At 63.4% G+C, this 20,750-nt stretch carries 21 protein-coding genes and 1 riboswitch; of the genes, 7 read left to right on the top strand and 14 right to left on the bottom strand.

What is annotated here, in order from left to right:
* Positions 1 to 13: 13 nt before the first annotated feature.
* Genes lpxK through B9Z34_RS00380 form a run of 3 tightly spaced genes read right to left on the bottom strand, consistent with a single transcriptional unit; the run spans position 14 to position 2,082 of the window.
* Positions 14 to 1,036, bottom strand: a complete 1,023-nt coding sequence (gene lpxK, locus B9Z34_RS00370; protein ID WP_369907561.1) for a tetraacyldisaccharide 4'-kinase — start codon at positions 1,034 to 1,036, stop codon at positions 14 to 16.
* Positions 1,033 to 1,455, bottom strand: a complete 423-nt coding sequence (locus B9Z34_RS00375) for a biopolymer transporter ExbD (RefSeq protein ID WP_108426122.1) — start codon at positions 1,453 to 1,455, stop codon at positions 1,033 to 1,035. Before B9Z34_RS00375 ends, lpxK begins: the two co-directional genes overlap by 4 nt.
* Positions 1,456 to 1,464: 9 nt before the next feature.
* Positions 1,465 to 2,082, bottom strand: a complete 618-nt coding sequence (locus B9Z34_RS00380; RefSeq protein WP_108426828.1) for a MotA/TolQ/ExbB proton channel family protein — start codon at positions 2,080 to 2,082, stop codon at positions 1,465 to 1,467.
* Positions 2,083 to 2,427: 345 nt separating this feature from the next.
* Here B9Z34_RS00380 and xseA point away from each other — a divergent pair, with 345 nt between their 5' ends.
* Positions 2,428 to 3,783 carry an exodeoxyribonuclease VII large subunit gene (xseA, locus tag B9Z34_RS00385; RefSeq protein WP_108426123.1) on the top strand — a complete coding sequence of 452 codons (1,356 nt, stop codon included), beginning with the start codon at positions 2,428 to 2,430 and terminating at the stop codon, positions 3,781 to 3,783.
* A gap of 327 nt (positions 3,784 to 4,110) precedes the next feature.
* Entirely contained in the window at positions 4,111 to 4,692 is a 582-nt protein-coding gene (locus tag B9Z34_RS00390) for a superoxide dismutase (RefSeq protein ID WP_108426124.1), read from the top strand.
* A gap of 212 nt (positions 4,693 to 4,904) precedes the next feature.
* Here the strand turns inward: B9Z34_RS00390 and B9Z34_RS00395 are convergent, their stop codons facing one another.
* Positions 4,905 to 5,666 carry an SDR family NAD(P)-dependent oxidoreductase gene (locus B9Z34_RS00395; RefSeq protein WP_108426125.1) on the bottom strand — a complete coding sequence of 254 codons (762 nt, stop codon included), beginning with the start codon at positions 5,664 to 5,666 and terminating at the stop codon, positions 4,905 to 4,907.
* Between the two features lie 113 nt (positions 5,667 to 5,779).
* On the opposite strand from B9Z34_RS00395, the gene B9Z34_RS00400 reads away from it, so the two are divergent.
* Together B9Z34_RS00400 and B9Z34_RS00405 are read left to right on the top strand one after the other, a co-directional pair.
* The gene (locus B9Z34_RS00400; RefSeq protein WP_108426126.1) at positions 5,780 to 6,889 is read left to right on the top strand and encodes an NAD(P)/FAD-dependent oxidoreductase; all 1,110 of its coding nucleotides are present in this window, start codon (positions 5,780 to 5,782) and stop codon (positions 6,887 to 6,889) included.
* A gap of 40 nt (positions 6,890 to 6,929) precedes the next feature.
* On the top strand, positions 6,930 to 7,757 hold the full coding sequence (locus B9Z34_RS00405; protein ID WP_108426127.1) for an acyl-CoA thioesterase II: 828 nt from the start codon (positions 6,930 to 6,932) through the stop codon (positions 7,755 to 7,757).
* A 109-nt stretch (positions 7,758 to 7,866) separates the two neighbouring features.
* Here B9Z34_RS00405 and B9Z34_RS14425 read toward each other — a convergent pair whose 3' ends face one another.
* Entirely contained in the window at positions 7,867 to 8,304 is a 438-nt protein-coding gene (locus tag B9Z34_RS14425; RefSeq protein WP_146179606.1) for a hypothetical protein, read from the bottom strand.
* Between the two features lie 36 nt (positions 8,305 to 8,340).
* On the bottom strand, positions 8,341 to 9,384 hold the full coding sequence (locus tag B9Z34_RS00410; RefSeq protein ID WP_108426128.1) for a quinone-dependent dihydroorotate dehydrogenase: 1,044 nt from the start codon (positions 9,382 to 9,384) through the stop codon (positions 8,341 to 8,343).
* Between the two features lie 105 nt (positions 9,385 to 9,489).
* Here B9Z34_RS00410 and rpiA point away from each other — a divergent pair, with 105 nt between their 5' ends.
* Positions 9,490 to 10,161, top strand: coding sequence for a ribose-5-phosphate isomerase RpiA (gene rpiA / locus B9Z34_RS00415; RefSeq protein ID WP_108426129.1), 672 nt, complete (start codon positions 9,490 to 9,492; stop codon positions 10,159 to 10,161).
* A 3-nt stretch (positions 10,162 to 10,164) separates the two neighbouring features.
* Here rpiA and ribD read toward each other — a convergent pair whose 3' ends face one another.
* From ribD to B9Z34_RS00440, 5 genes are read right to left on the bottom strand one after another with little or no spacing between them, the layout of a single operon-like run.
* Complete coding sequence (gene ribD / locus B9Z34_RS00420) at positions 10,165 to 11,310, bottom strand: bifunctional diaminohydroxyphosphoribosylaminopyrimidine deaminase/5-amino-6-(5-phosphoribosylamino)uracil reductase RibD (protein WP_369907480.1); 1,146 nt, start codon at positions 11,308 to 11,310, stop codon at positions 10,165 to 10,167.
* A 60-nt stretch (positions 11,311 to 11,370) separates the two neighbouring features.
* On the bottom strand, positions 11,371 to 11,772 hold the full coding sequence (locus tag B9Z34_RS00425) for a prepilin-type N-terminal cleavage/methylation domain-containing protein (RefSeq protein WP_108426131.1): 402 nt from the start codon (positions 11,770 to 11,772) through the stop codon (positions 11,371 to 11,373).
* Positions 11,769 to 12,980, bottom strand: a complete 1,212-nt coding sequence (locus B9Z34_RS00430) for a hypothetical protein (protein ID WP_108426132.1) — start codon at positions 12,978 to 12,980, stop codon at positions 11,769 to 11,771. Before B9Z34_RS00430 ends, B9Z34_RS00425 begins: the two co-directional genes overlap by 4 nt.
* Positions 12,977 to 13,615: a PilW family protein gene (locus B9Z34_RS00435; protein ID WP_233249357.1), complete on the bottom strand. Its 639-nt coding sequence runs from the start codon at positions 13,613 to 13,615 to the stop codon at positions 12,977 to 12,979. The genes B9Z34_RS00430 and B9Z34_RS00435 overlap by 4 nt, the downstream gene beginning before the upstream one ends.
* 4 nt (positions 13,616 to 13,619) lie before the next feature.
* Positions 13,620 to 14,090, bottom strand: a complete 471-nt coding sequence (locus tag B9Z34_RS00440) for a type IV pilin protein (RefSeq protein WP_108426133.1) — start codon at positions 14,088 to 14,090, stop codon at positions 13,620 to 13,622.
* Positions 14,091 to 14,169: 79 nt separating this feature from the next.
* On the opposite strand from B9Z34_RS00440, the gene B9Z34_RS00445 reads away from it, so the two are divergent.
* Positions 14,170 to 14,745, top strand: coding sequence for a GspH/FimT family pseudopilin (locus B9Z34_RS00445; protein ID WP_233249358.1), 576 nt, complete (start codon positions 14,170 to 14,172; stop codon positions 14,743 to 14,745).
* A 32-nt stretch (positions 14,746 to 14,777) separates the two neighbouring features.
* On the opposite strand, the gene nrdR is transcribed toward B9Z34_RS00445, so the two are convergent.
* From nrdR to B9Z34_RS00460, 3 genes are all read right to left on the bottom strand, one after another.
* Positions 14,778 to 15,227: a transcriptional regulator NrdR gene (nrdR, locus tag B9Z34_RS00450; protein WP_108426135.1), complete on the bottom strand. Its 450-nt coding sequence runs from the start codon at positions 15,225 to 15,227 to the stop codon at positions 14,778 to 14,780.
* Between the two features lie 12 nt (positions 15,228 to 15,239).
* Entirely contained in the window at positions 15,240 to 16,484 is a 1,245-nt protein-coding gene (glyA, locus tag B9Z34_RS00455; protein WP_108426136.1) for a serine hydroxymethyltransferase, read from the bottom strand.
* A 53-nt stretch (positions 16,485 to 16,537) separates the two neighbouring features.
* A riboswitch (ZMP/ZTP riboswitch) is annotated at positions 16,538 to 16,711 on the bottom strand.
* A 45-nt stretch (positions 16,712 to 16,756) separates the two neighbouring features.
* Positions 16,757 to 17,524, bottom strand: coding sequence for a transglycosylase SLT domain-containing protein (locus tag B9Z34_RS00460; protein WP_108426137.1), 768 nt, complete (start codon positions 17,522 to 17,524; stop codon positions 16,757 to 16,759).
* A 399-nt stretch (positions 17,525 to 17,923) separates the two neighbouring features.
* Here B9Z34_RS00460 and B9Z34_RS00465 point away from each other — a divergent pair, with 399 nt between their 5' ends.
* Positions 17,924 to 20,689, top strand: a complete 2,766-nt coding sequence (locus tag B9Z34_RS00465) for a DUF349 domain-containing protein (RefSeq protein WP_233249359.1) — start codon at positions 17,924 to 17,926, stop codon at positions 20,687 to 20,689.
* Positions 20,690 to 20,750: the final 61 nt, after the last annotated feature.

The following is a 20,750-nucleotide window of genomic DNA, read 5'->3' on the forward strand; positions in this document are numbered from 1 at the left end:
GTACAGGTGGGCGTCAGTGCTGCAAAAGTGTGTCCATGCGCGCATCCAGGGCTGCCCAAAAATCATTTTCGGGCGTGAGCACCAAGGGCACGGCCAGCGCACCGGGTTCATGGGGCCAGAGTTTGGCCGCGTCTTTCTCGGTGCACAGCCAGGTGCGGTCGGGGCGTGCTTGCCAGTCCTGGTAGTCGTGGTGGTCGGGCAGGGCGGTGGTGGTGGCGAGGCTAAGGCCCGATTGGCGCAACATCTGGAAAAAAGCCTCTGGCCGAGCCAGTCCGGCCACGGCATGCAAGGGGCGCTGGCTCAGTTCGCTCAGCGCCATGCGCTGGCCCGTCGCGGTGATGGCATGGTCTGCCAGCTGGCGTGTGGCTTGGTATTGGGTGGGCTGGTCCTTATCTGACGCATGAGCCGAACGGGTCGGCCCCGTGTGCAGCACCCAATCGACCCGGCGCGGCCAGGCTTCGCGCAGGGGCCCTGCCGGCAGCAACCAGCCGTTGCCCGTGCCGCGTTCGTCCATCACGCATATTTCGAGGTCGCGGGCCAAAGCCAGGTGCTGCAAGCCATCGTCGCAAATCAGCACTTGCACCCCCGGGTGTTCTTGCAACAAGCCCAGTGCCGCATCAGCCCGGGCCCGCGCCACCCAAACGGGCACGCCCGTGGCTTGGTGGATCAGCAAGGGTTCGTCCCCTACGTCCAGTGGGTGGCTGTTGTGCGTCACGGCCCGCGCGTCATGCGTTCGGCGTCCATGCCCGCGTGAGATCACCCCGACCTGCAATCCCCGGGAGCGCAAGTGCTTGGCCAAGGCGATGGTCACAGGCGTTTTGCCTGCACCGCCTGCCACCACATTGCCCACCACGATGACCAGAGCGGGGACGCGCCGGGTTTTGAACAGACCCCAGGCGTAGGCCATGCGCCGTAGCGCCATGAGTGCGCCATACAAGGCCGCCAGCGGGCGCAAGGCCCAGGCGAGTGGACCACGCCGCAACCAGATGCGGGGCAAAAGCTGGTGGAGGTAGGCGGACAGGCCCATGCCAATCAGGAGCCCGGCACTTCGGCCGACTGGGCAGCAAAGGTGATTTTGGACAAACCGCTGCGGCGTGCCGCCTCCATGGCGTGGATGACGCTTTGGTGCGAGGCAGCAGCGTCGGCGCTGATCACCAGCATCGCGTCTTTGTCGGCCAGCGGGGTCAACACCGCCACCAAAGCGCCCACCGAGCTGGCACCTACAGGCGATTTGTTGATGGCGTACTGTCCTTGCGCGCTGATGGTCAGCACAATCTGGCGAGGCCGCTGGCTGGACGCGCTGGCGTCGGCCACGGGCAGGTTCAGCTGGATCTCGGTCAGCCTCGACCAGGTGGTGGTGAGCATCAAAAAGATCAGCACCACCAAGAGCACGTCAATGAACGGGATCAGGTTGATCTCGGGCTCGGGGGCGGTGCGAGGGGTCTTGAAGTTCACAGCCAGCCCTCAGGTGCGCGCAAGGCCCAGGTAACGGGCAAAGTGCTCGGCGGCCACTTCCATGGCCAGCACATGGCGGTCCACCACCGCGCGAAAGTAGCGCCAGAACATCAGCGCCGGAATGGCCACGATCAAGCCAAAAGCGGTGTTGTAAAGCGCCACCGAAATGCCTTGGGCCAGCAAGGCGGGCTGGTTGTTGGCCGCGGTGTGCGCGCCAAAAATCTCGATCATGCCGACCACCGTGCCCAGCAAGCCCAGCAAAGGGGCCGCCGAGGCGATGGTGGCCAGCGCAGGCAGGTAGCGCTCCAGCCCTTGGGCAGCCAGACGGCCCGCCATTTGCATCTGGGCCTGGATGTCTTCGCTGGTGGCTTGCGGGTTGGCTTGCAGACAACGCAGCCCGCTGGCCAGTACCGGCCCCATGGCCCCGGCTTTGTCCAGGGCCTGGATCATTTCGGGCAGGGGCACACCGCGTTGCGAGGCCTCGATGGTTTGCGCCAGGATGTTGGGGGGCATGACCTTGGCAGCTTGCAACTGCCAGCAGCGCTCCAGGATCAAGGCCAAGGCCACAATGGAACACAAAATCAGGGGCCAGATGGGCCAACCGGCGGCTTGTATGATGGACAGCAAGAAAAAAACCTTCCCGTTGATGGCGTCGCGAACGGGCTGATTATCGGCCAATGCCCGCGCTGCCCTGCAAACAGGGGCCGGATGTTGGGATTTCTGTGGATAACTTTGTGAAGAACTTGGCCTGTCGCGCTGTTCAGCATACTCAGGTATATATTAATTCTCAAAAATTCGCCCGGCTATTTTTAAAATACTCAACAAAATCAATGGCTTACGATGGCCTTACTGTTGCACTTGCACCGCAGTAGTCAAAAGCCGCATCGGGCTTGGCTTGTGGAGTACTTGGGCTGAACAGATCAGGGTTTGCCGCCTGAAATGCCCGTGAAACGCTGATAAAACCTCAATCCCATGCCCTTGAACGACGATCTGAAGCCGCGCGCGTGGACAGTTTCCGCGCTGTGCCGCGCCATCGCTGACACGCTGGACGCCCCGTTCAACCCGGTCACCGTGCGCGGCGAGATTTCGGGTTTTTCGCGGGCCGCCAGCGGGCATTGTTATTTTTCGCTCAAGGACGACACGGGCCAGATCCGCTGCGCCATGTTCCGGCGTGCCGCCAGTGTGATGGACTTCGCCCCGCGCGACGGCGAATTGGTCGAAGTGCGGGGCCGTTTGGGGGTTTACGAGGCCCGGGGCGATCTGCAGCTGATCGTTGAATCCATGGAACGCGCAGGGCTGGGCGCGTTGTTTGAGCAGTTTTTGCGTCTGAAGGCCAAGCTCGAAGCCGAAGGCCTGTTCGACCCCGCGCACAAACGCGAGTTGCCCGCCCAGCCCCGCGCCATTGGGGTGGTCACGTCATTGGGCGCAGCCGCTTGGCACGACGTGGTGACCGCGTTGCAGCGGCGCGTGCCCCACATCCCGGTGCTGATGGCCCCGGCCTTGGTGCAAGGCGCAGGCGCAGCCCCCACGCTGGCGCAGGCCTTGCAAAGCATTTACGCCCTCACGGCCGAAGACAACCCGCTGTGCCCGCCCGTGGACGTGATTTTGTTGGTGCGCGGCGGCGGCTCGATGGAGGACCTGTGGTCCTTCAACGACGAAAACCTGGCTCGCTTGATCGCCCAAAGCCCGGTGCCGCTCATTTGCGGTGTGGGCCACGAGACGGATTTCACCATCGCCGACTTTGTGGCCGACGTGCGTGCCCCCACGCCCACGGCCGCAGCCGAGCTGGCCGCGACCGACCGGGGCGTGGGTCTGGAAGCCCTGTCGGTGCTGGAGCAGCGCCTCGGCCGGGGGCTACTGCGACAGCAGGACCGCCAAGCGCAACGTTTGGATGCGGTGGCGGCACGCCTGGGGGTGGGTTTGGTCCGTCAGCAAGAACGGCAGGGTCAGCGCCTGAACGCGATTTCCACCCGTTTGGGTCGCCCGCAAGCCCTGCTGGGCCAGCACCGCCAGTGGCTGGACCGCTTGGCGCACCGTTTGCAAGCGGGCGTGCAAAGCCCATTGACGGACCGAGCGCACCAGTTGGAGCGCTTGAATGACCGACTGCGCTTTAATTTGGGCCAGCAGGTGCCGCAACGCGCCCAGCGGCTGGAGCATGCCGCTTTGCGTCTGTCATCGGTGGACCCGCGTCAGGTGCTCGAGCGGGGTTACGCCTGGCTGAGCGATGCGCATGGTCAGGCTCTGACCCACGCCGCCCAGTTTCAGCCAGGCCAGGCGGTTCGGGCGACGCTGGCTGACGGCGAAGTGCCCTTGAAAGTACAGGACTGATCAGAGAGTCCTTGTTTTCCTTGTGGGAGGTCGCCCCTGCAGCCGAATGCTTGCATGGGTTGAGGCTGATTTGGCGGATGCGGGTAAGCCGTCATGGGTCGGGGCCTGGGCACCTCATGAGGGAGTACCCAAAATCGGCGCCCAGGCCCCGGCCCATGACGGCGATGGGCAGCGTGAGCTCTTCAAAATCGGTTTCTGGGTATCAGCCCACGACGGCAATAGCCGGGTTGACACTGTTTTCAGTGACCTGCCGCTCCAAAGGGCGATCAGGCAACCCCTAAAATGCACGGGTCTACCTTCAACCTGCAACAACAAAAGGACACCTTCATGGAACACACCTTGCCCGCACTGCCTTATGCGATCGACGCTTTGGCCCCTCACTACAGCCAGGAAACTCTGGAGTTTCACCACGGCAAGCACCACAACGCTTATGTGGTGAACCTGAACAACCTGCAAAAAGGCACTGAATTCGAGAGCATGTCCCTCGAAGAGATCATCAAGAAGTCCAGCGGCGGCATCTATAACAACTCGGCCCAGATCTGGAACCACACCTTCTTCTGGAACTGCATGAAGCCCAACGGCGGCGGTGAGCCCACAGGCCCATTGGCAGCCGCCATCAACGCCAAGTTCGGCAGCTACGCCGCTTTCAAAGAAGCTTTCGTCAAGAGCGCTGTAGGCAACTTCGGCTCCGGCTGGACATGGCTGGTCAAGAAAGCCGACGGTTCGGTGGACATCGTCAACATGGGCGCCGCTGGCACACCCCTGACCACGGGCGACACCGCTTTGTTGACCGTGGACGTGTGGGAACACGCCTACTACATCGACTACCGCAACATGCGCCCCAAGTTCGTCGAGACCTTCCTCGACAAGCTGGTCAACTGGTCTTTCGCTGAGAAGAACTTCGGCTGATCGAAGGTTTGCCCAAGTCAAAAAGCCCGCTGACGCGGGCTTTTTGCATTTTTCAGCAGGGCTGTTGGACCTGAAGGTACCGAACTACAAAATATGGGCGAAATCCGACTGAGCTGAGCGTGGGCTGGGGCTGGGCACCGATTTTGGGTACTCCCTCATGAGGTGCCCGAAGCACCCAGCAGCCAGCACCCAGCACCCAGCACCCAGCGCAGTCAGCGGATCATCATCCCGCCATCTGCCACGATGGTCTGCCCCGTCACATACTGCCCGGCCGGGCTGGCCAGGAACACCGCCACACCGCCAATGTCGTCGGGCTCGCCCATGCGGCGCAGCGGCGTCTCCTTGTTGTACTTGGCACTCAACACCGGGTCTTCGTGCAGCGCTTTGGCAAAGTCGGTCTTGATCAAGCCCGGTGCGATGCAGTTCACCCGAATATTGTCCGGGCCCCATTCCACGGCCAGGTTGCGCGCCAGCTGCATGTCGGCCGCCTTGGAAATGTTGTAGGCCCCGATGATGGCCGAGCCGTGCAGGCCGCCAATCGACGAGACGATCACGATGGCGCCGTCCTTCTTGGCCTTCATGTCCGGGTAGACCATGTTGCACAGCCAGGTGTTGGACAGCACGTTGTTGCGCATGACCTTGTCGAAGACCTCGTCGCTCATGCCCGTGGTGGGGCCGTAATAGGGGTTGGTGGCCGCGTTGCACACCAGGATATCGATCGGGCCCCAAGCCGCGCGGGTCTGGGCGATCAGGTTTTGCAGTTGTTCTTTGCTGGAGATGCTGGCGGCAATCGCCATGGCTTCGCCGCCTGCGGCCTGGATTTCCTTGACCACCACTTCGCAGGCGTCCTGCTTGCGGCTGGATACCACCACCCTGGCGCCTTGCCGGGCCAGTTGGTGCGCGATGGATCGGCCAATGCCCCGGCTGGAGCCAGTGACGATGGCGACTTTGCCTTTTAGGTTGAACAACGACATGAAACGGTCTCCTTCTTGAATGCTGGGCAGTCTGCCCGGTTGAGGTGTCCGTGTCTGTCCTTCGGGTGTCACCCGAACAGGGAATTCGCCCAGCTTGCGACACAATGGGGCCCATGGAACAAGTAGATGCTGTCGTGATCGGGGCTGGCGTGGTCGGCCTTGCTGTGGGGCGGGCGCTGGCGTTGTCAGGCCGCGAGGTGATGGTGCTCGAATCAGAGAACGCCATTGGCACGGGCACCAGCTCGCGCAACAGCGAGGTCATCCACGCGGGCATTTACTACCCGGCAGGCTCGCTCAAGGCGCGGCTGTGCGTGCAGGGCAAGCAAATGCTGTATGCCTATTGCGCTGAGCGCGGTGTGGCGCACCAGCGCCTGGGCAAGCTGATCGTGGCCACCAGCCCCGAGCAAGTGCTGGCGCTCGACGGCATCATGGCCAAGGCCGCCGCCAACGGCGTGCACGACCTGCAAAAACTCAGCGCCGCCGAGGCCCAGGCACTGGAGCCCGCGCTGGCCTGCGAAGCCGCGCTGCTCTCGCCCAGCACGGGTGTCATAGACAGCCACGGCCTGATGCTCGCCCTGCAAGGCGACATGGAAAACGCGGGTGGCCTGCTGGCGCTGGTCTCGCCCGTGCAGCACATCGGTCTCAAGCATGGCACCGCCACGCACCCGATCCGCGTGACCACGCAAGACGGCACCGAGCTGGCTTGCCAGGTGCTGGTCAATGCCGCAGGCCTGAACGCCGTGCCAATGGCGCGTGCCATGGAGGGTCTGGACCACAGTTTGTTGCCGCAAGCCTACTTCGCCAAAGGCAATTACTTCACGCTGGCGGGCAAGGCGCCGTTTTCGCGTTTGATCTACCCCGTGCCCGAGGCGGCGGGCTTGGGCGTACACCTCACGCTCGACCTGGGGGGGCAGGCCAAGTTCGGACCTGATGTGCAGTGGGTGGATGACCCGGCCGATCTGCAAGTCGACCCGCGCCGGGGTGACGCTTTTTATGCCGAAGTGCGCAAATACTGGCCCGCCTTGCAGGATGGTGCGCTGCAGCCAGGTTATGCGGGTATGCGCCCCAAGATCAACGCCCCTCACGAGGCAGCAGCCGATTTCATGATCCAGGGACCGGCCCAGCACGGCATGCCCGGTCTGGTGAATCTGTTGGGCATCGAGTCGCCGGGTTTGACGAGTTCGTTGGCGATGGCTGACGAGGTGTGCGCCCGGCTGGGCTGATCGCTTTTGGGACAGCGCAGGCGGCAGGCGCGCGCCTATCATGGCGCGCATGCACCCACTCGACGAAGCCATTGACCTGCGCGCCTCTGCCCTTGCGGACGCACCCCACGAATTCACAGGCGCAACCCATCCGGCCTATGCCAACATGGTCGGGCCCTTTGGGGGCACCACCGCTGCGCAGCTGTTGCAGTCGGCCATGCTGCACCCCGATCGCCTGGGCGAGCCGGTGGCGCTCACGGTCAACTTTGCTGCTCCGGTGGCCGATGGCGACATCCGCTTTGTGGCTCGACCCGTGCGCACCAACCGATCCACGCAGCACTGGATCATCCAAGCCCACCAGGCCGAAGGCGTGGTGGCCACAGCCACCGCCGTGTTTGCCGTGCGGCGCGAGACCTGGTCGGATGTTGAGGCGGTGATGCCCGCCAACGTCCCCGCGCCCGATGCTGTGCCCCGCATGCCTGTCAAGGGCATGCCCGCCTGGCCGCAGCGCTACGACATGCGTTTTGTCGAAGGTGCTTTCCCCTCGGCCTTTGACGAGCAAGAACAAACCCACTCGCGCTCCACCCTGTGGGTGCGCGATGAGCCCGAGCGGGCCATGGATTTTGCCTCGATGGCGGCCATCAGCGACAGCTTTTTCCCGCGCATCTACATCCGTCGTCGCCGCCGGGCCATGATCGGGACGGTGTCACTGACCACCTATTTCCACGCCGACAGCGCCCTGCTGGCGCAGGTGGGCACGCGCCATGTGCTGGGCGTGGCCAAGGCACTCAACTACCGCCACGGATATTTTGACCAGACCGGCGAGCTGTGGAGCCCCGAAGGCCAGCTGCTGGCGAGCACGCACCAGCTGGTGTACTTCAAGGACTGATTTCATTTAATGAAAACCAATTGATCCCTAAAAAACCTTGTTTAGGCATCAGTGATGTAGGCTACTTAGGCTGGGGATGGCTCGGACTTGCAAAATTACCCCAATCTATCTACGGTAAACATCCCAGTCGCTTGGCTTTCGTAACGGTATCCGCAAAGTTACAGATACCCATTAACTTCTTCTCGAAGATTGAGTCGACTGACTCATAGCCAGCTGGTAAGCTTCCTACGCTGTTCCAGCTTATAGGTAATGAGTTATCACACTTATCTGGGTTTTTTGTCTTAAATCCAATTTCTTGGCATTGAGCGCCATATTTCGCGACTTTCTCTGCCCGTTTAGCCCAAAATTCGGACTCGTTTTTCTTTGCTTCTGCAATAGTTTGCTCAAAATCTTTCTCAGCTTCAGCACGAATCTCACGAATTTGCTGCTCTGTGAGTTTCCCTACAATATGTTCTCGCATTGCGTAAGCTGACGGTGGAGCATTTCTTTCGCAAGCAGAAAGACAAAGCAAAATAATTAGTTGTAAAGAAATATTTTTTATTTTCATATAGGAATTTTAAGCGTAATCCTCATTGGTTCGGACTCAGCTCTTCAATTGCTGCAGCGCACTGGCCACTTCTGTGACCAGCGCCGGGCCTTTGTAGATCAGGCCTGTGTAGATCTGCACCACGTCGGCTCCAGCCTCGATCTTGGCGATGGCATCGTGTCCGCTCAGGATGCCGCCCACACCGATGATGGGGAAGTCTTTGCCCAGCGTGGCGCGCAGCTGGCAGATCACGCGGTTGCTGCCTTCCAGCACGGGTGAGCCGGACAGGCCACCCATTTCTTCGGCATGAGGCAGGCCGCTCACCGCGTCGCGCGCCAGTGTGGTGTTGGTGGCGATCACGCCATCCATGCCATGTTTTTGCAGCGTAGCGGCGATCACGCCGACTTGGGTTTCATCCAGATCGGGAGCGATTTTGAGGAACATGGGCACGCGGCGGCCGTGCTCGGCGGCCAGTTCTTCGCGCCTCGACACCAGAGCGCCCAGCAAGCCGTCCAGCGCTTCATCGCTTTGCAAGGCGCGCAGGTTTTTGGTGTTGGGGCTGGAGATGTTCACCGTCACGTAGTCGGCATGCGGGTAAACGCCCGCCAGCGCGATCAAATAATCGTCGGTGGCGTTTTCAATGGGGGTGGCGGCGTTTTTGCCGATGTTCAGGCCCAGCAGGCGACCTTGCTGGCGGAACTTGGAGCGCTTGACGTTGGCGATGAAGGCGTCGAGCCCGTCGTTGTTGAAGCCCAGGCGGTTGATCAGGGCTTGCGCCTCGGGCAGGCGGAACATGCGCGGTTTGGGGTTGCCCGGCTGCGCCTTGGGCGTGACGGTGCCGACTTCGACAAAGCCAAAACCCATGGCGCCCAGGCCGTCGATGCAGCGGGCGTTTTTGTCCAGACCTGCCGCCAGGCCCACGCGGTTGGGGAAGTGCAAGCCCGCCAGTGTGATGGGCTGGGCGACAAAGGGCTGGCGGTAAACCCGGTCGAGTGGGGTGTTTTGCGTGCGGGCCAGGCCCTCGATGGTCAGTTCGTGCGCCTCCTCGGGGTCCATCTTGAACAAAAACGAACGGGCGAGGGCGTAAGGGATCAGGGACATTGGATAATTCCGGGCTGGCGCAGAGATCTGCGGCGTTTGAATCGGTGGCCCTGATTGTCGCAAACCCCGGCCTGTCTTTTTTCACTCACAAACCGAGCCCCTTTCATGACCCAAGACGAACTCAAAGCCCTGGTGGGCCAAGCCGCCCTGAAATACGTTGTCCCTGGCGAGATCGTCGGCGTGGGCACGGGCTCGACGGTGAATAAATTCATCGACGCCTTGGCCACCATGAAAGACCAGATCAAGGGCGCGGTGTCCAGCTCCGAAGCCTCCACCGTGCGCCTGAAGGCCTTGGGCATTCCTGTGTTTGACAGCAACGAGGTCGAGAGCCTGTCGGTCTACATCGACGGCGCTGACGAGATCGACCACCAGGGCCACATGGTCAAGGGCGGCGGCGCGGCGCTCACCCGTGAAAAAATTGTGGCGGCGCAGTCCAAGCAGTTTGTCTGCATCGCCGATGAGAGCAAGCTGGTCAATGTGCTGGGCTCCTTCCCCTTGCCCGTGGAAGTGATTCCGATGGCCACGGCCCGCGTGATGCGCCAGTTTGCGGTCATGGGCGGCACGGCCGCCGTGCGCCTCAAAGACGGACAGCCGCTTGTGACCGACAACGGCCAGCACATCGTGGACGTGAAGGGTCTGAAGATCACCGACCCGGTGGTGTTTGAAAACACCGTCAGCCAGTGGCCGGGCGTGGTGACGGTCGGCGTGTTCGCGCTGCAAAAAGCGCAGGTGTGTTTGCTGGGGACATCGACGGGCGTGAAGACGCTGACGTTCTGATCTTCAAGCTTTGCGCAGCAGCAGGCGCAGATCGGGGCCGATGCGCTCCACCGCATGAAATGCGAGCTGGACCGAATCGCTCAGCGCCGTGAGCGCTGGCAAATTGGCCATGCCCTGGCCAGGGCCCATCAGCTTGGGGGCCAGGTAGACGAGGTATTCGTCCACCAGTCCTTCGCGGATGAAGGAGCCGTTGAGCTTGTGGCCGGCTTCGACATGCAGCTCGTTGATCTCGCGCCGGGCCAGGTCGCGCAGCATGGCGGCCAGGTCCACCTTGCCGCCGGGGCCCGACATGTCGATCACCCGGGCGCCGCGTGCTGTCAGTGCCGCACGTTTGAGCGCGTGCTCTGCGTTGGCAGGGTCAACCGCTGTGTAAATCCAGATCTGCCGCGCCTGATCGCCTGCGCCTTGGGTGTCCAGCAGTTGGGCGTTCAGTGGCATGTCGAGGCGGCTGTCCACCACCACCAAGTGTGGCTGGCGTGGGGTGTCCAGCCCTCGCACGTTCAGCTGGGGATCGTCTTCGAGCACGGTGCCGATGCCGGTCAAGATGGCGCAGGCACGCGCTCGCCAGGCGTGCCCATCGGCACGGGCTTCTGGCCCGGTGATCCATTGGCTTTGGCCGTTTTGCAAGGCGGTTTGCCCATCCAGCGAGGCCGCCACTTTCATGCGCACCCAGGGCAGGCCCCGCTCCATGCGGCTGAAAAACCCGATGTTCAGTTCGCGGGCCTGCACGGCGATGTCGTCCGTCACGTTCAGGATGTCGGTCTGCACGCCCGCTGCCGCTAAACGTGCCATGCCTTGGCCCGCCACTTGGGGGTTGGGATCGGTCAGGGCTGCCACCACGCGGCCGATGCCCGCTGCGGCCAGCGCGTCGCAGCACGGCCCGGTGCGGCCCTGGTGGGCGCAAGGCTCCAGAGTCACCCAGGCGGTGGCACCTTGCACGCTGTGCCCGCGTTCGGCCGCGTCGCGCAGGGCCATGATTTCGGCGTGCGGGCCACCAGCCCGCTGGGTGTGGCCAATGCCCAGCACCGTGCCGTCTGTGGCGGTGATGACACAGCCCACGCGCGGGTTGGGTGAGGTCAGCCAGAGGGCCTGGCGGGCCGATGTCAGGGCCATGTCCAGGGCTTGGGGCAGGGGGGATGGATCGGTCAAGAGCGGCACGGCAGACAACAGTTCAGGAGTTCAGAAGGTGCAAGCCAAAGCGTACACGGACTAGGGGGAGGATACGCCAAGCCAGCCAGGCACAGCCGAGACGCTGCTGTGCCAGTCGATGAAATTGTCTGCGGCGGCCCATTGCACCCGCACGTGCAGGTCGTGCAGCGTCCCATCGCCTCGGGGTGTGCTGCGTGCTTCACGCTGGTAGCGAACGCCCTGCACCTGTACGCTGGTCTGTGGCGGGCACCAAGTGATGCCCGTCCTGGCTTGGGCGTGCAGGCAATCCATGGCCTCTTGCGCCAGGTGTTGGGCCACCGTGTGCTGGCGGCTTTCGCTGGCGGTGTTCAGGGTCTTGAGGGTGAGCTGCGTAGCCCCCACCAGGCCAATGCCCAAAACCGCCGAGGCGATCAGGGCCTCGATCAGCGCCATGCCTTGCTGGGTTGGCCTTGTGCGAGTCATGGCGCGCCCTCACTCCAGCTGCCGTGGATGCGTTGCAGGCGTGTGGCATCGATGCCCTGCGGCCAGTTGAGGATGTAGGCATTGCGCCCATCGGCTTGCGCCAGCACCGTGCCCGATCGCCATTCGGGCAAGCCGGACTCCACGACCAGCTGGCCTTCGATGGTGCCAGCTTGCCAGCCCCGCATCTTGTCGTCGTTGCAGCCCGAATCGATCAAGACGCTGCCGTGGATGCGCACGCCAGCGCCGATGCGCGGGCAGCGCTGGGCACAGGCTTTGGCTGAAAACACCAGCAGGGCCGGGTGATCCGTGCTGCCCACGTTGCCCTGCCAGTCGGCGGGGCTGTCGATCCAGTAAATCGTGCGCGGTGGGGTGCTTTGCGCGGTCAGGCCGTTGCGCTCTTGGGCGCTCGACCAAGCTTGCAGCTGTGCATCGGTGATGTCGCCCAACACACTTCGCCAGGCAGCGCGTGTGCACGGACTGCGCACGCTGGCCGAGCTGGGGCCGGTTTTGCTGCCTCCACCGGGCAAGCTGCTGGCGCTCAGGGCCAGGCAGGCATTTTTCTCCGCAGTGGAAATGCTGCCGTTGCGGTTGGTGTCCGCCACCCAATGCGTGAGCACTGCAGGGCCTTTGGCGCTGCTGGCGCAGGTTGGGCCTTGGCTGGTCAGCGGGCAAACCCGCAGATGGGCCGCCGCGGCTTCACTGACGCAGCCATTGAGCACGAGTGCAGCGGGCGCTGCCAGACTGGGTGCCGGGGCGACGGTGGGGGCGAACACGCTTTCCCGCACCAGCGCCTGGCTCTGTTGCCCGCTGTGGCGGGCGCTGGCGTGCAGCGTGATCACATGCGGCGATAGGAGCAGGTCGCGCACAGCGATGGCGCTCAGCTGCGCTTGGGGCAGAGCCGGGTGCGGCGGCAGCGCCAAGGGGCTGCATTGCCACTGCCGGCCGCTCAAGCCTGCAGGGCAGTGGGTTGGGCTGTTCATCAGGTCCTGCGTGGGGGTGGCACTCAGCACGGCCTGCGCGCTGGCCAAAGCCGCTTCGGCCGCCAGCTGTGATTGCTTGGCTCGGGCATGGTTTTGGCTGGCCATTTGGTCCATCAACACGCTGCGCGCGCTGTAAAAACTGGTCAGGCTGGCCAGGATCACCAGACCGATGGCCACCAGCAGCGTGATGGCACCGCGCTGTGGGTGCAAGTCGCGATGGCGGTTCATGGGCAAAACAGCGCTTGGTAGCTCGCCGGCAAGTCGTTGCGCAAATGCACGGTGTGCGACAGACTGACCTGCCGCGAGGCGTCGGTGGGCCATTGCGCGGTCAAGGCCATCTCGACGCGGCGGCGCAGCCAGCCTTGGTGCTGCTCGCAGTGCAGCTGCCAGCGCAAATCGGTGATCTGCAGGTTGGCGCTGTCAGTGATGGCCAGCCAGTCGCCGCTGGCGCTGCACGATCTCTTGGCGTGCAGCACTTTGCCGGTCAGACGAAAACCCATGCATTCGTTCTTGTCCTGCTCGCCGTTGTGGTTGCGGTCGTGGCTGAACTCGATCCTGTGGCCTTCGATGCTGAAGTCTTCCGGGCCATCGCAAAACGCGTCTTCGCACACTTTGGGTGAGCGGGTTTCCCAGGCGCTGGCGCTGTATTGGGCTTTGCGCAGTTCCCGTGCCATCCAGTCCATGGCCGAGCGCAGGTCGTGGTGCAGGTGGCTGTTTTGCAAGGCCATGCGGTGGCCGCGCAGGTGGTTGGCCAGCAAGGCGCTGCCTGCGGCCAGCACGACCAAACCGACCGACAAGCCCACCAGCAGGCCCATCAGGGTTTCGCCGCGTTCGCCTCTGCAGCCCATGTGTTCAGCGGTCATGGCGTCAGCGGTGCCAGCAGCGATGGGGGTCGCTGTCCAGGTGTTCACCTGCGCCAAACACGGCGGTGGCGCTGGCTTGCCAACGCAGGTTCAAAGGCGAGCAGTCACGGTCTGCGACTTGCTTGTTCAAGGCGATGGCTTGCGCTGAATAGCCGTCAGGGGTGGCCTCGATCAGGCGGATCTGGTAATGCCCTTGAGGCGACTGGTCACTGGCCCAGCCCAGCGCGCTCAAGTTGTCTGCGTGGCTGTCATGGGTGCTGCGCCAGCGGGCCTGGTCGATTTGAAGCTGAAGTAGCGCCGCTTGTCCGTCGCTGCGACGAGCCTGTCGCTGCTGCTGTTGGTAGGTGGGCACGGCCAAGGCTGCGAGCAGGCCCATCAGGGCCACCACGATCAACAGCTCGGCCAAGGTCCAGCCACTGTTGCGCTTGCTTGGATGCCGTTTCGGCGGGCAGGTGCCCCTGGCGGCTGTGGACATGTGCGCTCTCCTGTTGTTGGCTTTTTATTGTGGCCTTATGCATTCATCTTGTACAGTGCATTCACCCGTGCGCCCAACCATGTGCCATCCATCCTCAAGCCCACCTCCGACTCTGCCCAGCGTTCAAGCGCGGGGCTTTACCTTGCTGGAGGCCTTGGTGGTGTTGGCTTTGCTGGGCATTCTGGTGGGCATGGCCGCGCCCGCCATGTCGGACCTGCGCGCCAGGCACCAGTTGCAGGCGCAGGCCGAGGGATTTCTGGACAGCCTGGTGCTGGCGCGCTCAGAGGCCTTGCGCCGACAGCAACGCATCAGCCTTTGCGCTCAAGCCCCAGGGGGTGGCTGTGACGCCGATGGCCAATGGCAGCAGGGCTGGCTGGTGTTTGTGGATGGGAACGACAACGGCTTGATGGATGCCGGTGAGGCGCTGATCGAGTCGCATGAGGCTCTGCTTGCAGGGATGAGTCTGGGAGTGACCAGTACCGTGAAAACTTACTTTTCGTATGGGCCCGAGGGACGCAGCATGAGTGCCAATGGGGCCTTCATGGCCGGGACATGGCGCTTTTGCAAGGCCGGATTGCCCCAAGGTTGGCAGGTGGTGAGCAACGCTTTGGGCAAGCCCCGCATTGAAAAATACACACCGCAGCCCTGTCCATGAGCCTGGCGGCCCGGGCGCGGGCGCTGGCGGGATCAGCTTTGGACTTCGTCCACCAAGGTTTTGAAATCGTCGATGTCTTCGAAGTTGCGGTACACACTGGCAAAGCGCACATAAGCCACTTTGTCGAGCTTTTTCAACTCGCGCATGACCAGCTCGCCAATGCGGTGCGAGGCCACTTCGCGGATGCCCAAATTCAGCAGCTTTTCCTCGATGCGCTCAATCGCGCCGTCCACCTGCTCGGTGCTCACGGGGCGTTTGCGCAGGGCCAGGTTCAGGCTGGCGCGCAGTTTCTCGCGTTGGTAGTCGATGCGTCGGCCGTCTTTCTTGACGATGGCCGGAAAGTTGACTTCCGGCTTTTCGTAGGTGGTGAAGCGCTTTTCACACGCCCCACATTGACGGCGACGCCGGATGAAATCCCCGTCCTCGGCCAGACGGGTCTCGACCACCTGGGTTTCGAGGTGAGCGCAAAACGGGCATTTCATCGCGCGGGCCGATCAGCCGTAGACCGGGAAGCGGCTGGTCAGCGCGTGCACCTTGGCCCGCACCGTGGCCAGGTTGGCTTCGTCCAGCGGGTTGTCCAGCACGTCCGCAATCAGGTGGGCGGTGGCGCGGGCTTCTTCGTCCTTGAAGCCTCGGGTGGTCATGGCCGGGGTGCCGATGCGCACGCCGCTGGTCACGAACGGTTTTTCGGGGTCGTTCGGGATGGCGTTCTTGTTGATCGTCATGTGGGCGCTGCCCAAAGCAGCCTCGGCCACTTTGCCCGTGATGCCTTTGGCGCGCAGGTCCACCAGCATGACGTGGCTTTGGGTGCCGCCGCTCACGATGCGCAGGCCGCGCTGGGTCAGTACCTCGGCCACGATCTGGGCGTTCTTGACGACTTGTTGCTGGTAGGCTTTGAACTCAGGCTGCAGCGCTTCCTTGAAAGCCACGGCCTTGGCCGCGATGACGTGCATCAGCGGGCCGCCTTGCAGGCCGGGGAAGATGGCGCTGTTGATGGCTTTTTCGTGCTCGGCCTTCATCAGGATGATGCCGCCACGCGGGCCGCGCAGGCTTTTGTGGGTGGTTGAAGTCACCACGTCGGCGTGTGGCACCGGGTTGGGGTAAACGCCCGCGGCGATCAGGCCGGCGTAGTGGGCCATGTCGACCATGAAAATCGCACCCACTTCTTTGGCCACTTTGGCAAAGCGGGCCCAGTCGATGTGCAGGCTATAAGCCGAGGCGCCAGCGATGATCAGCTTGGGTTTGGTTTCGCGGGCTTTGGCTTCCATCGCGTCGTAGTCGATGGCTTCGTTCTTGTCGAGGCCATAGCTCACCACGTTGAACCACTTGCCCGACATGTTCAGCGGCATGCCGTGGGTCAGGTGACCGCCTTCGGCCAGGCTCATGCCCATGATGGTGTCGCCGGGTTTCAGGAAAGCCAAAAACACCGCTTCGTTGGCCGACGCGCCGCAGTGCGGCTGCACGTTGGCAGCTTCGGCGCCAAAAATTTGCTTGATGCGGTCGATGGCCAGTTGCTCGGCCACGTCCACGTGCTCGCAGCCACCGTAGTAGCGCTTGCCGGGGTAGCCTTCGGCGTATTTGTTGGTCAGCTGGCTGCCTTGGGCGGCCATGACGGCGGGCGAGGCGTAGTTTTCGCTGGCGATCAGCTCGATGTGGTGTTCTTGACGGGCGGTCTCGGCCTGGATCGCGGCAAAGATCTCGGGGTCGGTTTGTTCAATCAGAATGTTGCGGTGGTACATGGCAGTCCTTCAGATGATGGAACCTTGGCAGGCACTTGTGACAAGTTCCCGACAAGGGCTGCCCAGGCGAACGGCGGATAACCCGTGTCTGGGTTCCATGGCCAGTTCCGGGCTGTGCGCTTCCCAGTGGTTCTGGGGTGGCCCCACGGCCACCGCGCTCCACGTCAGAGTGTTCCCGCCTGTTCTTTGAAAAGAGGGGGCTCCTATCGCCAGTCGCGCACTTCGTTAGTGTAGCCGAGCGCTGCAGCCTTTCGGCTCGGGTCAGCCCCTGCTCACAACCGTGCCGCAGGGGTCTTGGCCACCAGAGCGGCGGTGTTTTGTTTTTCAGTGACTTTTTCCAGCTGCTTTTGCTCGGCCAAGACGCGGTCGACGTATTGGCTTTCCATGGCCTGACCGGAAGACGCGCCATAAAGCGCCAGGGCTTCCTCCAGGCTGCTGGTTTGTTGCAGCAGGCTTTGCAAATGCCGGACGCCCACACGCACATTGGTCAGCGGGTCAAAAGCCGACAAGGGGCCGCCGAATTGGCCCAGGGCCTCGGCGTGGGCCTTGATTTCCAGCTGCATCAAGCCGACATTGCCTTGGCTGCCCGAGGCAAAAGGATTGAAACGGGACTCGATCGCCATGATGGCCAGGATCAGGCTGGGGGGCAGCTGGCTGCGCTCGCCCAAGCTCCAGGCCTCGGCCACCATGGCCCCCAAAGGCTCACTCGAGACGCGGTACTTGCGGCTGAGCCAACGGGTCACGGCTGCTTGGTCGGGCGTCAGGTCGCTCAGGATTTGCGTGGTCGAGCGGGTCGCTGCGTTGCTGGCCACAGGGGCTTCCACCGCCTCGGTTTGGCGGATTTGCAGCCAGCCCAGCAACATTTCGCTGGCCGCTGTTTGCAGGCTGGGGCGGGCCAAAAAGCCCAGACTCACGATCACGACCACCAGGCCGAACAGGGCCAGGCTGTGGCGGGTGATTTCGATAAAACCTTCTCGGACATCGGCGGCCCAGGTCTGCAGACACAGACCGAGGCGAGACATGTTCAATGACGCTGTCATAGCACTTCCTCTCGTAGCCAACGCGGGTGACGGATGTCAGCCTGCGCGGGTGGGTGGTGTGGGGGACGGGGCCTGCAGCGCACCGGGGTGCACCAGCAGAACCGGCCAAAGGTGGCAGCGGTATCGGGTTATCCCTAATCTTGGGATGGGCGAATTCTAGGAATATTTAATATCAAGTCAACACTATCAAAAATTAAATTTATTTCATTTGATTATATAGAGCCGCTTGTGCGGTCGAAATCACAGGAGATTGCCGTGGATTGCGCTCAGAGGGCCGGGGCGGCCCAAATACCGGCGAAAATACGGGGTTGTCGTCCGGCCCGCTGCCCACTTTGTGGGTAGCGCCCGGCCCGATGCTGATGCCGTATTTGGCATGGACCGTGTTTTAAAGTTTTTACCGTGACTTCATCTTCAAAGCCTCTTGACCTCGCCGCGCTGGACTCCTTGACCGGGGGGGCTTTCCATGCCGCCACTTCAGGCGAGCGCAGCGCCCGTCTGCGCGAATGGCTCTCGACCGAACCCGCTGCCGACGCCCTGGCCGAGGTCTACCGCGAGATGGCCTCGCGCGACAAAGGCGCGGCCAAGCTCCTGAAGGAAAAGCTCGACGAGCTCAAGCGCCAGCATGGTCAGGACGCGTTGGCCAGCGACTGGGCGCACAAAGCAGAGCAGATGCTGCAAGCCCCGCGCCTGAACATTGGCGACGCCATGGCCTGGCAGCGCGACGCTGCCAAAGCGGGCGCACCCCTCTCGCGCGAGCCCTTGGCCAGTTTGAAGCTGCGTTTGGCCGAAGTGGTCAAAGGCGTGGAAGACCTGCAGCACCAGGTGATGGTGCAGCGCGAAGCCGCCGTCTTGCTGGCGCAGCGCATCGAAGTGCTCTCGACCAAGCCCATGGCCGAGGCCCAAGCCGGTTTGGCCGGGGTGCAGGCCGATGTGGCCCAGTGGCAAGCCCAAGCTGGGCAGCTCAGCACCAACCCCGTCTGGCCCAGCGTGGATTTGAAGTTCCCGGCCCAGCTCGATGCCGCGCAGAGCCAGCTGCAGGCCGTCTGGCAAGGTTTTTCTGCCGCCTTGGCGCTGGCCCAGCAAGCCCAGGCCGATGCCACCGCCGCCTTGCCCTCGGTGCCCGTGTGGGCCGATGAAATCCGCCGTTTGCGCGGCGAGGTCGTGGCGGACGTTCAGTCCCCCGCCGCAATGCCTGCGCCTGGCGATGCCGCCAAAGAGCCCAAGCCTGCCAAACCCAAAATGGACGCGGCCCAGCGCCAGGCCCTGCGCGAGCAGGCCCTCAAGGCCGTGACCGACGTGCTGGAAGCGCTTGAAAAACAGATCACCGAGAGCGAGGGCGCCCCCTTGCCCGAGGGGGTCAACGCTTTGCGTGCGGCCCTCAAAACCCACGGCAGGAACCTGGACACCAGCTTGGACGAGCGGGTGCACAAGGCCTTGACCGCAGCGGGTGACGCCGAAGGCTGGCAGCGCTGGCTGGCCGATCAGGTGCGCCAGACCCTGGTGGCCCAGGCTGAAGGCCTGCTGGACGCCGACAAGGCCCCCACCGTGGGCGGCCGCAAAATGCAGGACAAGCTGCGCCAATTGCGCGACAGCTGGAAGCAAACCGACCAAGGCGGCTTGCCCAACCATGCGCTGTGGAAGCGTTTCGATGCCGCTTGCAACGAAGCCTACAAAACCGTGCTGGCTTGGCTGGAGCAAATGAAAAAAGAGTCCGCCGACCACCGCGCCCAACGCGTGGCCCTGATGGACGAAGTCAAAGCCTGGACGGCGGCCAACGCCGAAAGCGAAGACTGGCGTGCCCAGTTGCGTGCCCTGCACCAGTTTGCCGACCGCTGGCGCAATGCGGGCCACCTCAGTGAAAAAGCCTTTGGCGAAATGCAGTCGCAGTGGAAGGCGATTTTCAAAGCCGCTGCCGCCCGCCTCGAAGCCGCCCAAAAAGCCAGCGTCGAACGCCGCCAGGCCCTGATCAACGAAGCCCGCGAGCTGGGCGCTGCGCCCGCTTTGCGTGTGGACGCCGTCAAGGCCTTGCAGCAGCGCTGGCAAGTCGAAGCCCAATCGGTCCCGTTAGACCGCAAGACCGAACAAAAACTCTGGGAAGTGTTCCGTGCGCCGCTGGACGAAGCTTTCCAGCGCAAAGGCACCGAGCGCCACGCCTCGGCCGCCCCCTTGACCGCCCGTGACCGCGCCGTGATCGACGCATCCAAAGCCCTGGACGAAGCCAATGCCGGTGGCGATGCCAGCAAGATCCGCGCGGCCATGGCTGCGCTCGATGCCGCCTTGCGTGGCCAGGCGCAGGAAGCACAGGCTGCCAAAACTGCGGCAACCAGCGCAGCACCCGCTGTTGACCCAGCCTCTTCGCCTGCGCCTGCTGCTTCAGACCTGCTCGCTGATGAAGCCGCATCGGCTGCTGAGCCGGGCGAGGGCGCGGCTGTTGCCGAGGGTGAAGCCCCTGCTGCGCCTGTGGCCCCGCCCAAACCCGCCAAGCCTGTTGTGGCGGTGCGGGGCGATGACCGCCCCGGCCAAAAGAAAACAGAAGCCGTTGCAGGTCGCGACGGACGCGATGGCCGCCGCGATGGCCGACCCGGCGAGCGCGGTGCGCGTCCCGGGGCTGACCGAGGCCCTGGTCGCCCAGGTGAGCGTGGCGGTGAGCGCTTTGGCGACCGCGGTGGTCGTGGCGAAAGCCGTGATTTCCGCGAGGACCGCGGTCCGCGTCTGGGCGATGCCGCTTTCCGTGCTCAGCGCGAAGCCATGGAGCGTGCCGAAATGTCGCTGCGCAAACTGGCCGCGCAAGCGCACGGCGAAACCCTGACCCGCTTGATGAGCGCCTGGCAAGAGCGCCAGGCCGAAGCATTGCCCAGCGCACAGGAATTGGGCCGCGCCATCAACGCCGCGACCCGTCAGGCATGGGCGCAAGCCGTCAGCGCACCCACCAAGGTGCCCGCTGCCACGGCTTTGTTGCGTCTGGAAATGGCGGCCGAAGTGCCAACCCCGGCCGACAGCTTGAACGAGCGCCGCGCTTTGCAATTGCAGCTGCTGACCCAGCGCAACCAGCCTGGCCCCCGCGAAACCTGGGCTCAGGATGTGGCGCAGGTGCTGTCCGGCCCGCACGAAGAGGCCACGGCACGCCGCCTGCAAAACGTCTTGAAGAACCTGCTGCGCGGCTGATGGGTCTTTCCCGCCGTTACATGCAAAACGGCCGCTTTCGATCGGCCGTTTTTTGATCGGC

This window comes from Limnohabitans sp. Hippo3, from assembly GCF_003063665.1.
GTDB lineage: Bacteria > Pseudomonadota > Gammaproteobacteria > Burkholderiales > Burkholderiaceae_C > Limnohabitans_A.

Excerpts from the sequence above, each read along its gene's own strand:
- xseA (WP_108426123.1), top strand. The coding sequence starts at position 2,428 with ATGCCCTTGAACGACGATCTGAAGCCGCGCGCGTGGACAGTTTCCGCG.
- B9Z34_RS00390 (WP_108426124.1), top strand. The coding sequence starts at position 4,111 with ATGGAACACACCTTGCCCGCACTGCCTTATGCGATCGACGCTTTGGCC.
- B9Z34_RS00395 (WP_108426125.1), bottom strand. The coding sequence starts at position 5,666 with ATGTCGTTGTTCAACCTAAAAGGCAAAGTCGCCATCGTCACTGGCTCC.
- B9Z34_RS00400 (WP_108426126.1), top strand. The coding sequence starts at position 5,780 with ATGGAACAAGTAGATGCTGTCGTGATCGGGGCTGGCGTGGTCGGCCTT.
- B9Z34_RS00405 (WP_108426127.1), top strand. The coding sequence starts at position 6,930 with ATGGCGCGCATGCACCCACTCGACGAAGCCATTGACCTGCGCGCCTCT.
- B9Z34_RS14425 (WP_146179606.1), bottom strand. The coding sequence starts at position 8,304 with ATGAAAATAAAAAATATTTCTTTACAACTAATTATTTTGCTTTGTCTT.
- B9Z34_RS00410 (WP_108426128.1), bottom strand. The coding sequence starts at position 9,384 with ATGTCCCTGATCCCTTACGCCCTCGCCCGTTCGTTTTTGTTCAAGATG.
- rpiA (WP_108426129.1), top strand. The coding sequence starts at position 9,490 with ATGACCCAAGACGAACTCAAAGCCCTGGTGGGCCAAGCCGCCCTGAAA.
- B9Z34_RS00425 (WP_108426131.1), bottom strand. The coding sequence starts at position 11,772 with ATGACTCGCACAAGGCCAACCCAGCAAGGCATGGCGCTGATCGAGGCC.
- B9Z34_RS00430 (WP_108426132.1), bottom strand. The coding sequence starts at position 12,980 with ATGAACCGCCATCGCGACTTGCACCCACAGCGCGGTGCCATCACGCTG.
- B9Z34_RS00435 (WP_233249357.1), bottom strand. The coding sequence starts at position 13,615 with ATGACCGCTGAACACATGGGCTGCAGAGGCGAACGCGGCGAAACCCTG.
- B9Z34_RS00440 (WP_108426133.1), bottom strand. The coding sequence starts at position 14,090 with ATGTCCACAGCCGCCAGGGGCACCTGCCCGCCGAAACGGCATCCAAGC.
- B9Z34_RS00445 (WP_233249358.1), top strand. The coding sequence starts at position 14,170 with ATGTGCCATCCATCCTCAAGCCCACCTCCGACTCTGCCCAGCGTTCAA.
- nrdR (WP_108426135.1), bottom strand. The coding sequence starts at position 15,227 with ATGAAATGCCCGTTTTGCGCTCACCTCGAAACCCAGGTGGTCGAGACC.
- glyA (WP_108426136.1), bottom strand. The coding sequence starts at position 16,484 with ATGTACCACCGCAACATTCTGATTGAACAAACCGACCCCGAGATCTTT.
- B9Z34_RS00460 (WP_108426137.1), bottom strand. The coding sequence starts at position 17,524 with ATGACAGCGTCATTGAACATGTCTCGCCTCGGTCTGTGTCTGCAGACC.